Origin of the sequence: Paraclostridium bifermentans (assembly GCF_964259345.1) — a bacterium.
Classification (GTDB): domain Bacteria; phylum Bacillota; class Clostridia; order Peptostreptococcales; family Peptostreptococcaceae; genus Paraclostridium; species Paraclostridium bifermentans_B.
The window spans coordinates 323105-337769 of record NZ_CAXVJR010000004.1 but is presented as its reverse complement, the minus strand read 5'-3'; the positions used below and the strand labels follow the sequence as shown (position 1 = coordinate 337769).

The 14665-nt window shown below is 26.6% G+C and carries 14 protein-coding genes; 5 read left to right on the top strand and 9 right to left on the bottom strand.

Annotated elements, in window-relative coordinates:
• Positions 1–315: 315 nt before the first annotated feature.
• Complete coding sequence (locus ACEXNK_RS10060; RefSeq protein WP_373601112.1) at positions 316–924, top strand: YitT family protein; 609 nt, start codon at positions 316–318, stop codon at positions 922–924.
• A gap of 44 nt (positions 925–968) precedes the next feature.
• On the opposite strand, the gene ACEXNK_RS10055 is transcribed toward ACEXNK_RS10060, so the two are convergent.
• The 5 genes from ACEXNK_RS10055 to ACEXNK_RS10035 all read right to left on the bottom strand — a co-directional run bounded on the left by ACEXNK_RS10055 (position 969) and on the right by ACEXNK_RS10035 (position 8803).
• Positions 969–2231 carry an MFS transporter gene (locus tag ACEXNK_RS10055; RefSeq protein WP_373601113.1) on the bottom strand — a complete coding sequence of 421 codons (1263 nt, stop codon included), beginning with the start codon at positions 2229–2231 and terminating at the stop codon, positions 969–971.
• Between the two features lie 106 nt (positions 2232–2337).
• On the bottom strand, positions 2338–2469 hold the full coding sequence (locus ACEXNK_RS10050; protein ID WP_373601114.1) for a hypothetical protein: 132 nt from the start codon (positions 2467–2469) through the stop codon (positions 2338–2340).
• A gap of 160 nt (positions 2470–2629) precedes the next feature.
• A complete protein-coding gene (gene recQ / locus ACEXNK_RS10045) occupies positions 2630–5071 on the bottom strand; it encodes a DNA helicase RecQ (RefSeq protein WP_373601595.1) in 2442 nt (813 codons plus the stop codon).
• Positions 5072–5253: 182 nt separating this feature from the next.
• A complete protein-coding gene (gene cspD / locus ACEXNK_RS10040) occupies positions 5254–5454 on the bottom strand; it encodes a cold-shock protein CspD (protein ID WP_373601061.1) in 201 nt (66 codons plus the stop codon).
• A gap of 121 nt (positions 5455–5575) precedes the next feature.
• Positions 5576–8803 (bottom strand): DEAD/DEAH box helicase, encoded by a 3228-nt coding sequence (locus tag ACEXNK_RS10035; RefSeq protein ID WP_373601060.1) that lies wholly within the window; start codon positions 8801–8803, stop codon positions 5576–5578.
• A gap of 177 nt (positions 8804–8980) precedes the next feature.
• On the opposite strand from ACEXNK_RS10035, the gene ACEXNK_RS10030 reads away from it, so the two are divergent.
• The 4 genes from ACEXNK_RS10030 to ACEXNK_RS10015 all read left to right on the top strand — a co-directional run bounded on the left by ACEXNK_RS10030 (position 8981) and on the right by ACEXNK_RS10015 (position 10348).
• Positions 8981–9283 (top strand): hypothetical protein, encoded by a 303-nt coding sequence (locus ACEXNK_RS10030; protein WP_373601059.1) that lies wholly within the window; start codon positions 8981–8983, stop codon positions 9281–9283.
• Between the two features lie 35 nt (positions 9284–9318).
• Positions 9319–9678, top strand: a complete 360-nt coding sequence (locus ACEXNK_RS10025) for a hypothetical protein (RefSeq protein WP_373601058.1) — start codon at positions 9319–9321, stop codon at positions 9676–9678.
• A 63-nt stretch (positions 9679–9741) separates the two neighbouring features.
• Positions 9742–10047, top strand: coding sequence for a hypothetical protein (locus ACEXNK_RS10020; protein ID WP_373601057.1), 306 nt, complete (start codon positions 9742–9744; stop codon positions 10045–10047).
• 13 nt (positions 10048–10060) lie between these two features.
• Positions 10061–10348, top strand: coding sequence for a hypothetical protein (locus tag ACEXNK_RS10015; RefSeq protein ID WP_373601056.1), 288 nt, complete (start codon positions 10061–10063; stop codon positions 10346–10348).
• A 27-nt stretch (positions 10349–10375) separates the two neighbouring features.
• Here the strand turns inward: ACEXNK_RS10015 and ACEXNK_RS10010 are convergent, their stop codons facing one another.
• The 4 genes from ACEXNK_RS10010 to ACEXNK_RS09995 form a co-directional block, all read right to left on the bottom strand.
• Positions 10376–11125 carry an alpha/beta hydrolase gene (locus ACEXNK_RS10010; RefSeq protein WP_373601055.1) on the bottom strand — a complete coding sequence of 250 codons (750 nt, stop codon included), beginning with the start codon at positions 11123–11125 and terminating at the stop codon, positions 10376–10378.
• A 212-nt stretch (positions 11126–11337) separates the two neighbouring features.
• A complete protein-coding gene (locus ACEXNK_RS10005) occupies positions 11338–11868 on the bottom strand; it encodes an ECF transporter S component (protein WP_373601054.1) in 531 nt (176 codons plus the stop codon).
• 20 nt (positions 11869–11888) lie between these two features.
• Complete coding sequence (locus tag ACEXNK_RS10000) at positions 11889–13031, bottom strand: pyridoxal-phosphate-dependent aminotransferase family protein (protein WP_373601053.1); 1143 nt, start codon at positions 13029–13031, stop codon at positions 11889–11891.
• Between the two features lie 276 nt (positions 13032–13307).
• Positions 13308–14651, bottom strand: a complete 1344-nt coding sequence (locus ACEXNK_RS09995) for a sodium-dependent transporter (protein ID WP_373601052.1) — start codon at positions 14649–14651, stop codon at positions 13308–13310.
• Between the last annotated feature and the right edge of the window lie 14 nt (positions 14652–14665).

The following is a 14665-nucleotide window of genomic DNA, read 5'->3' as shown; positions in this document are numbered from 1 at the left end:
TACGCTTATAATAATGTACTTAGTTAATATATATTAGTTTAGTTTTACTAAATAAAACAAAAATTAATATAAACTAAAGATTAGAAAGACTAAACTTAATAACAATTAATATAAATTTTAAGTTTTATTTTATATATCAAACCCATTGGAAATACTAGTATTTAATTTATTTATTTTTAAAACTAAAAAAATAGACAAAAAACAGTTGCAAAAAATAAGTTTTTTACGTATAATATTAAGTTTAGTTTTTTGCTGTATACAAATTTATCTTTATTATATATAATAATAGTAAATAAAAGAAAAGGAAGGGATACTATGGCCAGGCGGCGATCAGTAAAACAAATTTTATTAGTATTAATAGGATCTTTAATACTAGCATTTGGAGTTTATAACTTCAATTATCAAAACAACATTACAGAAGGTGGAGTGTTAGGATTCTTACTACTGCTAAAGAATCTATTCGATATCAAACTCTCGCTAGCAAACTTAATTATCGATTGTTTATTACTTTTATTAGGATATAAATTTTTCGGTAAAAAATTCATTAAATACTCATTAATAGCTACTATAAGTTTTTCATTATCATTTAGCTTCTTTGAAAGTATAGGACCTGTTATACCTAAGTTCGACAATTTAATACTAGGAAGTATATTTGCCGGATTATTTGTTGGTATAGGTTCTGGATTAGTAGTTAGAGCAGGAGGTGCAGCTGGTGGAGATGATGCTTTAGCATTAGTGATTTCTAAGACTACATCTTTAAAAATAGGTAAAGTTTATATGATAACAGATCTTTGTGTTCTGGGATTATCTATAGTTTATTTATCGATTTCTCAAATAGCTTTATCTCTAATAGCAGTTAGTATAAGCGGTAGAGTTGTAGACTTTGTTTACTCTTATAAAAATAAGGATATTGTAAATGCATAATATATAAATAGCCATAGGTAAAGCTAATTACCTATGGCTATTTTTTATAATGACATTAGCTCTTCTAATGAATCGGTACTACTATCATATTCTATAAGATTTTTGATATTTTTAATCTTACAACACAGGATACAAACTATAAAACAAGATGTAAATAGTATTATAAGAACACTTCTGATAGGTAAAAACTCTCCCAATATCCCTCCAATACATTGTCCAATTGGCACTAATCCCATACTTAAAGTAGATGTTATCGACATAACTTTTCCTCTTATATTAGATGGAACTATACTCATAAGCATTGTTGAAAATATTGTATTAAAACATATATTAAAGAAAAAACCTAGCCCAAAACAAAAAAGTAATACTGTATAGTTATTCGTTATAATAGCAATAATTAATAATAAACAAAATCCAAGCATTGTTGATTTAAATATAGTGCATTTATTTTTAGTTTTTATGCTTTTAATAGATAAGAATATACTAGCACTCATCATACCTAAGGATAAAGTCATCATAGCAAATCCATATTTTTCAACTCCTAAAAATGGCATTTCTCTAAAATAAGGAACTAAAAGTATCATACCTGCATTTCCAAAAAAATTTATTAATGACGCATATAAAAATACATTTCTAAAAACTTTAAATTCTTTTATAAATTTAATACCTACCTTAAAATCTTCCTTAAAAGTTATCTCTACATTCTTTCTTTCTATTTTTGGAATATGTATAAATAATTCACTAAAAGCTGAAAATAAATAAGAAACTCCATTAAATAAAAACATATATGGAGCACCTATTAATACATATAAAACTCCTCCTATAGCATTGCCTATCATATCCATACCAGATTGAGCTAGACTAGTAGCTGAATTCGCCTTCATTAATTTATCTTCTGGAACTATATCTGGTCTGCTAGACATTATAGCTGGGTTGAAAAATGCTGAACATATTCCACTAACTATACCAACAATAAATATCATCCATACTTTTATGAATCCAAAAACTCCAGCTATCCCAATAAAACTTACAAAAATCCCTCTTATTAAATCTGTAATTACTATAACTTTTTTACGATCCCATTTGTCTATAAATACACCAGCAAAAGGCCCAAGTATTATTCTAGGAGCCATTGTAAGAGCACTTAAAATCCCCATTAATGCTGTAGAGCCAGTCATATCTAATATCCAAAAGTCTAGTGCTATAACATAAAGTATATCTCCTAACACAGAAACTAGTTGACCTTGCCAAAGTAAAAAGAAGTTTTTATTCCATAGCTTTGTTTCTACACTTTTTATATTTTCCAATTTTATCACCCCCTAAAATATATAATAATTTATATATTTTAAAGAAGCTATTTAATATAAAAAAAATATATATAAATAAAAAAATACTATGGGTTTATCCATAGTATTATCTTTTATTTTCAAATATAGTTTTTGTTGTATCTAAATCCTTAGCTATACATCTTTGACTATTTATTCTTTCTAATGCTAATAATTGTCTTGAAACTCCATTCATTAATTTTGATATTTTTTTAAACATATCTTATTTCCCCTTTCGATTTACATATTGTATACAATATACTATATACTGTATCAAGGAAAAAGTCAAGCTGGTTTTCCTATTTTTTTATTTATATTTCAATCAAACGTTATCTTTTATAAAATAAAAATAACTTCCATTAAAATGGAAGTTATTTTTACTATCCTATACAATAATATTTATTTAATATTACAGATCTTATAGTTTCATATTTTATATTATCTGGTAATTGCTTTTTAATGTTGCTAATTTTATCTATACCTTCTTTTTCACATATATCTAATATAATTGTTTTTTCTTCTTCTGTATAGAATTTACTTAAATCTATATCAAAATCAATTCCTTGACATATTTTTATTCTATCTGTTATATATCCTAATATTGTAGATATAGATACTTCTAATTCACTAGATATTTCTTCTAAGTTCTTTTTTTCTTTTAACATATCTATAGCTATTTCTTCATTAGTTCTGCTATCACCATCAATTATTACTTTTAGTCTCTTTTTTTCAATCCAATTAGATAATATATCATTATCTTGTACATATTTTAAAACTATATTTAAAATATCATCTCCATACTTATCTACCTTAATAGGCCCAAATCCACTTATATCTTTTAATTGTTCTTTATCTTTTGGATATCTTCCACTGATTTCTTTTAATGAATTTTTAGAAATTATCATAGAAGGTAATATTTTTTCTTTTTTAGCCAACTCATTTCTTTTATTATATAATAGTTCATATAATGCTTTATCAGTTGTAACTTCTATAAAATTCAACTCTTTTATATCTATACTGTCTTTCTCAGTATCTTTATTAACTTTTATATTGTTTTCTTCAGTATATCTTAATATAATACCTTCAAATATTTTTCCATACTTTTCATATCTTATTTCCCCAACTCCAGATATGCTTAACATAGCCTCTTTGTTTGTTGGATATTTACTAGCCATAATTTTAAGAGTTCCATCTCCAAAAACCATATAAGGTGCAACTCCCTCTTCCTTAGCTATATTATATCTTGCTTCTCTTAACATTTCATACAACTCATTAGATACTTCTAAGTTTTTAGATACCTTACTTTCTTTAAATTCTACTTTTAACTCTCCTTTTATGACCTTCATAGAGTTTTCATTTAACTTTACAGTAGGGTATGTACCATCCATAGAATCTATAAACCCGTGAGATATCAGAGTATTAATAAATGTTTTCAAATCATCTTGAGAGTAACTTTTCATTATTCCATAAGTTGATAACTTTTCAAATCCAAATTGAAGAACTTTTTTATTCTTAGAACCTCTTAAAACATCTATAATCATTGTTATACCAAAACTTCTTTTCATTCTTGCAATACATGATATAACTTTTTGAGCATCTAAAGTTTTGTCTATTATTTCTCCATCATCTAAACAGTTACTGCAGTTATCACAATTATCTGCAAATTTTTCTCCAAAATAATTTATAATACTTTTTCTATAACAATCGTTACTATAAATCAAATCAGACATTTCTCTTAGCTTTTTGTATTGTATATTTTTTCTTCCAGGGTTATCTGTTCCTATCTCTATTAAATATTTTTGTATATGTACATCTCCTGGAGTAAATAATAAAACACATTCACTTTTTTCTCCATCTCTACCAGCTCTACCTATTTCTTGGTAGTAGTTTTCTATACTTTGAGGCATATTATAATGAACTACATATCTAATATTAGGTTTATCTATCCCCATACCAAATGCATTAGTTGCAACCATTATATTTATATTATCTTTTATAAATTCTTCTTGATTTAACTTTCTTTCTTCTACAGATAGTCCAGCATGATATCTTGATACACTATATCCTCTTTTTAGTAATCCTTCATATATTTTGTCTACTTCTTTTCTAGTAGCTGCATATATTATTCCACTCTCATTTTTATGATTTTCTATATACTTTAATAAATATGAATTTTTCCCTGTTGATTTTTCAATAGTGATAGTTAAATTTTCTCTGTCAAATCCGGTTATAAATAACTGCGGATTATTTAAATGTAATAGTTTTATTATATCTTCTCTAACTTCAATAGATGCTGTTGCCGTAAAAGCAGTTACTATAGGTCTTTTATCAAGGTTATTTATAAATTCACCTATTTTTCTGTAGCTCACTCTGAAATCATGCCCCCATTGAGAAACACAATGAGCCTCATCTATTGCTATTTGATTTATGTTTTTATATTTTATAATATTTGTAAATTCATATGAATCTAATCTTTCTGGCGCTATATATATAATTTTGTATTCATCTTCTTTAATACCATTTATTACATGGTTAAATTCACTCGAAGATAATGAACTATTGATAAATGTGGCCTTTATTCCCATAGCTTTCAGTGAATCAACTTGATCTTTCATAAGAGATATAAGTGGTGATATAACTATAGTTATTCCGCTTAGCATAAGTGCAGGTACTTGGTAACATATAGATTTACCACCTCCAGTTGGCATGATTGCAAGAATATCTTTACCTGATATAATCGCATTTATTATATCTTCTTGTCCTTTTCTAAAAGTTGTATATCCATAATACTTTTTTAATATCTCTAAAGCTTTTATATTCAATTTCTTCGCTCCTATCTATATAAATATTAAGGATTTATGCAATCCAAACATATGTTCTTTTAAATAAGTATATACACATGAATATAAGTGTATACTTTTTAGGGTAGAATAGTTTTAAAAACAAGAAAACTCCTTAAATATGCACGCATATTTAAGGAGTATTATATACTATATTATATAAATTATGCTAAAGTAACGTTAGCAGCTTGAGGTCCTCTAGCACCTTCAACTATTTCAAAGTTAACAGCTTGACCTTCTTCTAATGACTTGTATCCATCTCTTTGTATAGCTGAGAAATGTACGAATACATCATCTTCACCTTCTACAGATATAAATCCAAATCCTTTTTCATTGTTAAACCATTTTACTATTCCTTGTTTCATCGTGGAATCCTCCTAAAAATTAAAGCACAATCTTTCAGTACTCTTTACTATTTGTGTTAATGATATCACATATAAAAATTTATTACAAGCATTTTCCTAAATTAATGTTTAAAATATTCATTTAATTGGTAATAAGATTAATTAGTTCTTCTTTAGATAACATCTTTATTAAACTTTCATTTTTAAAGTCTTCACTTATAACTTTTTCTATAAGTTCTTTTTTATCTTCTTGTAATTTCAGTATATTTTCTTCTATACTACCTTTAGCAATTAGCTTTATTACTTCAACAACATTTTCTTGACCGTATCTATGAGCTCTGTCAGTTGCTTGATTTTCAATTGCAGGATTCCACCATGGATCAAAATGAACAACTACATCTGCTGATGTAAGATTAAGTCCAGTTCCTCCCGCCTTTAAAGATATTAAAAATACTTTTATATTTTCACTTTTATTGAATTTATCTACTAGTTCAACTCGATCTTTTGGGTTTGTTTTTCCATCTAAATAAAAATATTCTATATTTTCTTTTCTTAATTCCTCACCTATATTTTGTAATACAGATGTAAATTGTGAAAATATAAGCATTTTATGATTATTATTAATATTTTCATTTATCAGTTCATTTAATACATTTATTTTTCCGCTATCACCTTTATATTCATCTACTTTGATAGATGGATCTAAACACAATTGTCTAAGTGTAGTTAAATAAGAAAGTATAGTTATTTTATCTTTATCAAAATCTGCATTCTTCATTTTTTCTTTTATATCTTCTACATATGTTTTATAAACTTTCTTTTGGTTATCTGTCATTTCTACAAAGAACTTTGTTTCAATTTTATCAGGAAGCTGAGATAAAACCTCTTTTTTTAGCCTTCTAAGCATAAATGGTTGTATTTGCTTTTTAAGTTCCCTAAGATTATCATAACTTTTTATAAATTTTTCTTGAAACTTAGTTTTAGAATATAAATATCCAGGCATAATAAAGTCAAATATTGACCAAAGTTCTAAAAGGTTATTTTCTATAGGAGTTCCTGTTAGTGCAAATCTAACATCCGCCTTTACTTTTTTTACAGATTCCGAGTTTTGAGAGTAAGGATTTTTAATATTTTGAGCTTCATCTATTATACAATAATCAAATTTGACATCTTCAAGTTTGCTAAAATCATTTTTAAGTATTGTGTAAGTAGTTAATATTACATCTTTATCTTCTAAATCTTTTAATAGTTCTTCTCTATCATTTTTATTACCGTGTAATACTAAAACATTTAGACTCGGTGCAAAAGTTTCAAATTCATTCTTCCAGTTATAAACAAGCGATGTAGGTGCTATAACTATACTCTTTTTACCTTTTTCTGAAAGTAAGAAAGCTATTGTTTGTATAGTTTTACCTAATCCCATTTCATCAGCTAATATTCCCCCAAACTTTAAATGACTTAGAGTTTTAAACCATTTAAATCCTTGCACCTGATATTCTCTTAAATTAGCTTTTAAGTCACTCGGTATTAGTGTATCCACTTCACTAATAGTTTCAAATTTATCTGATATTTCATTTATTTGGTCTATACCTTGTATAAAGTTAAGTTCATTTTCTTCAAGTAAGCTTTTTAAATACAGAGAGTTAGCTATTTCTAAATTATAAGATATTTCATTATTCTCTTTTAATTTCTCATCTTTTACATTGGTTGTTTGTCTATCCTTAACATCATCTACAAGTTCTAAGAATTTAATCATCTGATCATCTTCAAGGTCTATATAACTTCCATTTCCAAGTTTATAGTATTTTCTCTTGTTTTTTAAAGCTGAAAGTATATCTTCTATTTCATTCTTATCTATATCATCTATATTAAAATTGAATTCTAAGTAATTTTGCTTGTTTAAATTGAAACTCGCTTTAATATCACTGCCTTTATATACTTTTACTTTTTTTAGCTTATCAGAGTAATATATTTCTCCTATATCTTTTAACTCATATATTTTTTCTTTAAAAAACTCGTATAATTCATCTTGTGACAATTTACATAATAGCTTATCTCCATATCTTTCAAATCCATAAGAACAAACCTTATCTTCTATTTCATTTTCTTTTTTAAAATTTCTTATTATATATCCTCTATTATTGTTTTCATTTTCATCTTTATATATATATTCAATAAAACAAGCTATTCCATAACTTCCTTTATCAAAGTAAAATTTAACTTCTAAATTATTTCTAATTTGCTTTTCTAAGTTTTCATCAAATGATATTTCTTTAGATGACCTTTGGAGTACTGGTAACAGTTGATTAAACAATCTATCTGCATTATCTTTTGTAAATTCTACCTTGCCTTCTTTAGCTAAAATATTATGAAATGGTATATAGTTGTAACATTGTTTATCAGATATAAGATGTATTTTATTATCAAATAAAATAATATCACCTTTGTTATTTAATACATTTATATGTTTACTATTTGAATTCAAAGTAAGCTTCTCTTCTGATTCATTTATATAAAATTTTATATCTATATCGGAACTTTTAATATGAGTATTATATTCTTCATCTTTGTAAGAAAGTATTACATTTTTATGTTGTATACTTAAAAGAAACTTTTTAAGGCCACTTTCTAAAATATTTATAAATTTACCATCAACAAGCTTCATATCACATTTTGATTCTTTGTATATGCTTTGATCTATACTTATATATTCCTCTATAAAATTTATTATAGATTCATCTTCTTTTGAAAAATAATCAGTAATTGGATTATATTCAAATTCTTTTCCATACTTTATAGTATTTTTTTCCTTTCTAGAGTAAATAAATTCAGGTATACTTTTTAAAACATACATTTTATCACTACCTATTTTAAAACTTACTTGATAGTATTTCCCAACACCATTTTCTTTTTGTGTTAAGTATACTTTTAAATTAACTTTTCTGTTTTGTGTTAATTTTTCTTTTGCAAGTTTTAATATCTTTTTAGATGGATCTAATTCATCTTCTTTTTTCTTTTTCTCTAGTTTTTGTTTTTTTATTTGTTTTTGTAATATATCTATATAAAAAAGAAATGTAGCTACATTATGTTTACATATAAAGTTTTTATTTGTTGCTTCATTATTTACAAAATCTATACAATTGCATTTAGACTTAATAATCTTTTTTTCTTTCAAATCTATTTCTAGTGCTGTATAATGTATTTCATTTGAGAAATCTGCACCTATTATTCCATCAATTGTCAATATCCCATTTTGTATTTGTGGAGTAGCTTGATCTACTATTCCTTTTTTGTAATAAGTATATCCTCTAGCCCACATAGACTTTTGTGTATTTTCTCTTACTACCTCTATCAATTCTTTTAGTTGCAATTTTCTCACCTCTTATTTTTGAACATCTTTCTATTATATCATAATTTTAGTATTCATTTCCAAAAATAAATTTAGAACTAAAAATTTTTTAAAAACTCACATTTATTTATTTTTTCCATAATATATAAGTAATAGATAGATTTTTGTCTATTACTTATATATTATGAAGGTGATATTATGGCAATTATAGATGTTAAGCCTATTCTAGCTACAACTAACCAAACTATTTCAGCTGGAACTGTAACAAAAGTCTCAAGTATAGATCTTACATTCGCGGCTGATGACACAGCTAGTACCGTTATAACAGGTACAATCACTGGTAGTGATACCTATATAGTTGAGCTAGTTGAAACTCCTGATGCAGGTTCTCCTACTACTAAATTCTTAACTATGCCTGATACTAATGGTAATTATGGTTTTGCTTTTACACCTGTAGCCAATGCTACTTATAAAATAAATGTGTATAGAGACATGAGATAAGAAAGGAGTAGCTAGTTATATTAGCATATAGTTTCATGGACAATAACAAAAAGAATTTTAATGGAATTGAATATGAAAAAATAGATTTAGCTAATCTTAAAGTTAATGGTAAATACCATTCTAATTATTTTACAAAAGAAGATTTATCTAACTTATTACAAGACGGTCGTATATCAATCGATATTGATATAGACAGTTTAGATAGTAATTCTAATGATAGCATATCTATAAAAGAAGCTGAAAATTTGAATACTTTTTCTGTTAATAGTATTAATAATAAATCGCATGAAGTTAAATCAGAAAAAACTTCACACACTAAGAATAAAACTTATTTTATTTTATTTAGTTTATTATCAATAGCAATACTGATATTAGTTATACTATTTATATTTTAAGTAAATAGGTATATCTTGAAGGGAGTATCTTGCTCCCTTCTTAAAGATATACAAGGAGGATAAATGATTTTCAAGTCTATACGTTGGTCAGTCAAAAAAGAAGATTTAAATAAAAATGCTATAATATCAAAACACTTTGTACTTTTACCTGATAACAAATCTATATTATTCGGAAAGGTAACTATAGAAAAGAACAACCCTGCTGTTGGATTTGGTGTAGTTCTTAAAGAAACAGATATATTAACCAATATAACTATCGATAAATGCTTTACTTTTACCGATGAATCAGGAAAATACTATATATCTTTTTATCCAGAAGATAATAAGTTGTATAGTATTTTAATTTATAAATCCTTAAACTTAGTATAAAAGAGGTGCTATTATGGGTACATTCAATGGTGATTTAAAATTTAAAATAAATCAAGGTGATTTAATTAGTAAAACAGTAAATTTAACAGAACAAACTGGATCTGTATTAAGAGGCATAGTAACATTTAATGATGGGACTCCTGTATATAAAGCAGTTGCAGTATTAAGTTATATATATAATAATATTGAAATTCCTTTAACTTTTACTTTTACAGATATTAATGGTGTATTTATATTTGGCATAAAAAATACTAGTTTAGATTATATTGTTAATATAACATATAATGAGGAATTTAAATAAAAAGGATATCTTATTTTGATATCCTTTTTATATTAAATCATCATTTTTCATTTTAATAAACTCTAGTATTTTATTAAAAACTTCTTCATTTTTAGGTCCTAAAGTTAAACTATGAGTTCCTCCATCAATCCATTCAAGCTGTTTGTGTATACTAGCTATACCATTATATAAAGCATAAGCACCTTCTTTTTTTACTTGTAAATCATTTCCATCTTGTATTATAAGTGTATCCGCTTCAATACTTTTTAAGCAACTACTTGCTGCTCTTGATGCTAAATGTAATTGATATACTGAGTGTAGCGGAAAAGTATTATAATGAAGTCTGTACTTATCATATTCTTCATCTATTACTCGTTGTGTACTTTTCCAATCTGTATATTTTTTAAAGTGCTTTAATATTCCTGTATATTTAACCCACCTATTATTTGGTTTAAGAGCACATGCTAAACATATAAGTTTATCTATATGATAATTAGAAGCTAACATTAAAGCTAATAGCGCTCCCATAGAATGACCAATAACTATAATCTCTTCACATTCAAACAATAATTCTTCATAGGCTTTTTCTACATCATTATACCAATCTATATATGATACCTTTAACAATTCTTCATGATTTGTTCCATGCCCACTCAAAAGAATCGAGTTAACCGTATATCCTTCATCATGTAATACTTTTGCCAAAGGATACATTTCCGCAGGGGTGCTTGTAAATCCATGAATTAATAAACAGCCTATATTATTACCATTTAGCTTATATGACTTTTTCAAATCCATAATCTCACCTCTATCTCTATAAATTTTATAAAACTTACAATGTATATTTAATCTATTAAAAAAATATATATCATTTTCTAAATATCCTTTTCCTAATAATTTAATTATATCATTTTTAATACTACCTTACAATTTATACAAAGTATAATTGAATTAATAAAAACATATAAAATAAATTAAAAGAACCATCTAAAATAGACAGTCCTTTCAATTTATTTTATATGTTTTTTTAAAATCTTAGCTACCGGAACTCCTATTAAAGTTCCTATAACTATTTGAGTTATATTTCCTGGGATAGAAGCTAATGCTTGTATGTAATTTCCATATAAAATTACTTCTGTTATATAATACCCAAATATCATCCATACACCAGACACTACTATGGCTAAAATATTAGTTAAAACATCATTTCCTCTTTTGCCATTACTCCATGATATTTTACCTATGATATATCCCATAACACCTCTAACTATAAATGTAAATGGTGCCCAAATTGCCCATTCTGATAATAAGTCAAATAACCCCATTCCAAATGCACCCGCTAAAGCACCTTTCTTTTTTCCAAATACTATCGCCGAAATAAAAAGCATAGCATTGCCTAAATGTACTAATCCTCCATTAGATGCTATCGGAAGTCTTATATTAATAAATCTTGTTGCTACAAATACTAAAGCTATTAGCAACGAAGTTTCTACTAGATCTCTTGTATTAATCTTTTCCTTACTTTTATTTACTACTTGCATTTTATATCCCCCACACATTTTTAATTGTAATATTGATTAAATAAGCTTACTAAGCAACCTTTTCCTTCAAATCCTAAATCTTTTAAACTATTATCCAAAATATCTAATATATATATTATTTTTTCTAATTTTGCATTTTCTCCCATATGTCCTATTCTTAGTATTTTATTTACATATTCTCCTAAAGAAGCTCCTATAATTGTATTATAATTATCACTTATATATTTGGTTAAATTTAAAGCTCCTATATTATCAGGTATAGTTATAGCAGTTACTGTATTTGAATATCCTTTATCTAAAAATAATTCAATCCCATAATCTCTCAAAGCTTTTCTAGTAGCAAGTGCAATTTTTTCATGTCTACTAATTACATTTTCTATTCCTTCTTCTAATATATTATCTAGAGCTTTATCTAAACTTATAATGTCACTTATAGGCATAGTATATGGGAAATACTTTTTCTCATAATAACCTTCCCATATATTTAAGTTGCAATAAAATCCCGGTATTTTAGACTTTCTATTTTTTATACATTTTTTAGCATCTTCACTTATACTTACTATAGTTAATCCTGGTTGAGCTGATATGGCTTTTTGAGATCCTCCAAGTGCTATATCTATTTTCCATTCATCTACTAAAAGTTCTTCGCCAACCATCCCGGCTACAGAATCTACAACTGTAAGTATGTTATATTTTTTAAGCAACGGACAGATTTTACTCAGATCATTTAATACTCCTGTTGGAGTATCACAATGTACTATAGTTGCATATTTAAAATTATTATCTTTTTCTAGAAATTTTTCCAATTCATATATATTTATATCTTTTTTATGTGTTTTACTAAAAAGTATAGGTTCTCCATCATACATACTCACAAAGTCTTCAAAACCTTTTCCAAAGATTCCATTGTCAATCACCAAAACTCTATCCCCTGCTTCAGTTAAGGATGCACATGCAGATTCAAGACCGAGTATACCTTCTCCACTTAATATGTACACATCATTTTTTGTATTTATTATACTTCCCATTTTTTCACAAGTTTGTTTATAGAATTCAACAAATTCTAAATCTATATCTGGATTTGTAGTTTCTATACTCCTAGCTTGTCTTACATTTTCCCTCACATTAGTAGGTCCTGCTGTATATACAATTTTATCCTTCATAAATTATCACTCCCTTTAAAAACATTTACAACTTGATTGTATATTATTTTCAAATACAATGATACAATTTTGTATTATTTAATATTTGTATCCGTACAATATTATTTTTGTTTTTAAACAAAAAAAATAGATGCATCCTCATGCATCTATTTTTAAAGGGTTAATGTTTGTTTTTAGGGTTGTAATATTAATTATTTGGGAGGTATTTATCCTATAACTAAATATTACTACTTTTTTGTGAATTTAATATGAACTTAAAGTGAATAATTTTGTAATTTATACAAGACCAGTAACCATTATAACTAAAACAGCTATTGGTATTAAATAAACTACTACTGGTTTCATCCATTTATATATTCTAACTTTTTTAGCTCCTACGTTTACCTCATCCATATAATTTTCAAATTTCCATTTATATGCTGTATATAAAGATATCATAAGTGCACCTAGTGGCATTAATACACTTCCTGATATATAGTCTGCTAAATCAAAGAAATTTTTACCTAAAACTTTTATTTCACTCCATGGTCCATTTGCTAATATACACGGTATACTTAATAAAAATATAGAAGCTAATACCAACCATACAGTTTTCTTTCTATTAATATTAAATACCTCTGATATAGTACATACAATAGCTTCTATATATCCTATCCCCGATGTTATCCCTGCTATTATAACCAAGAAGAAAAATGCTGAACCAAATAATATTCCTCCTGACATTTGTGAGAATAAATTAGGCATAGTTATAAATGTAAGGCCTGGGCCTTCTGTAGGAGACATACCAAATGAGAATATTGCCGGGAATATTATAAGTCCCGCAACTATAGCTATAGCTGTGTTAGATACTACTATTATAGTTGCATCTCCTGGTATATTAGATTTTTTATCATCCAAGTAACTACCATATACAAATGCTGCTGCAACCCCTATACCTATTGCGAAAAATGCTTGACCTAGAGCTGCAAGTATTACATCTCCAGTAATCTTAGAAAAATCAGGTGTTAAATACCACTTAATACCTTCCATAGCTCCCGGAAGTAACATACTTCTTATAGCTAAAACTATTAAAATTACAAATAGCGCTGGCATTAAATACTTACAACAATTTTCTATTCCGTCTTTAAGTCCTTTGTTAACTATAACTCCAAGTAATACTACCATTATTCCAGTGTATAATAATCCTTGTGATGGAGTAGCAATAAAACTTGAATAAACTTGTGATACTTCATCTATAGATAATCCATTGAAAACTCCCATTACAGTCTTTACTAGATAGGCTAACATCCATCCTATAACAACTACGTAATATGACATTATAAGAAGTGATGCTATAACCCCTAGCCAACCAATTCCTACCCATATACCGCCTTTTTTCGTAAGTTTTCGCATTCCTTCTACTGGATTGAGATGGGTCTTCCTTCCAAGTCCCATCTCAGCTATAAATAGTGGTATACCTATAACTAGAGATATTAACACATACACTATTAAAAATGCTCCACCACCGTTAACTCCGACCATATATGGAAATCTCCATACAGCTCCAAGACCTATAGCAAATCCTATTGTTGACATTATAAAACCAAATCTACTTCCCCAAGATTCTCTGGCTTTTTCCATAGTCTCACACCCCT

Excerpts from the sequence above, each read along its gene's own strand:
- ACEXNK_RS10060 (WP_373601112.1), top strand. The coding sequence starts at position 316 with ATGGCCAGGCGGCGATCAGTAAAACAAATTTTATTAGTATTAATAGGA.
- ACEXNK_RS10050 (WP_373601114.1), bottom strand. The coding sequence starts at position 2,469 with ATGTTTAAAAAAATATCAAAATTAATGAATGGAGTTTCAAGACAATTA.
- cspD (WP_373601061.1), bottom strand. The coding sequence starts at position 5,454 with ATGAAACAAGGAATAGTAAAATGGTTTAACAATGAAAAAGGATTTGGA.
- ACEXNK_RS10030 (WP_373601059.1), top strand. The coding sequence starts at position 8,981 with ATGGCAATTATAGATGTTAAGCCTATTCTAGCTACAACTAACCAAACT.
- ACEXNK_RS10025 (WP_373601058.1), top strand. The coding sequence starts at position 9,319 with ATGGACAATAACAAAAAGAATTTTAATGGAATTGAATATGAAAAAATA.
- ACEXNK_RS10020 (WP_373601057.1), top strand. The coding sequence starts at position 9,742 with ATGATTTTCAAGTCTATACGTTGGTCAGTCAAAAAAGAAGATTTAAAT.
- ACEXNK_RS10015 (WP_373601056.1), top strand. The coding sequence starts at position 10,061 with ATGGGTACATTCAATGGTGATTTAAAATTTAAAATAAATCAAGGTGAT.
- ACEXNK_RS10010 (WP_373601055.1), bottom strand. The coding sequence starts at position 11,125 with ATGGATTTGAAAAAGTCATATAAGCTAAATGGTAATAATATAGGCTGT.
- ACEXNK_RS10005 (WP_373601054.1), bottom strand. The coding sequence starts at position 11,868 with ATGCAAGTAGTAAATAAAAGTAAGGAAAAGATTAATACAAGAGATCTA.
- ACEXNK_RS10000 (WP_373601053.1), bottom strand. The coding sequence starts at position 13,031 with ATGAAGGATAAAATTGTATATACAGCAGGACCTACTAATGTGAGGGAA.
- ACEXNK_RS09995 (WP_373601052.1), bottom strand. The coding sequence starts at position 14,651 with ATGGAAAAAGCCAGAGAATCTTGGGGAAGTAGATTTGGTTTTATAATG.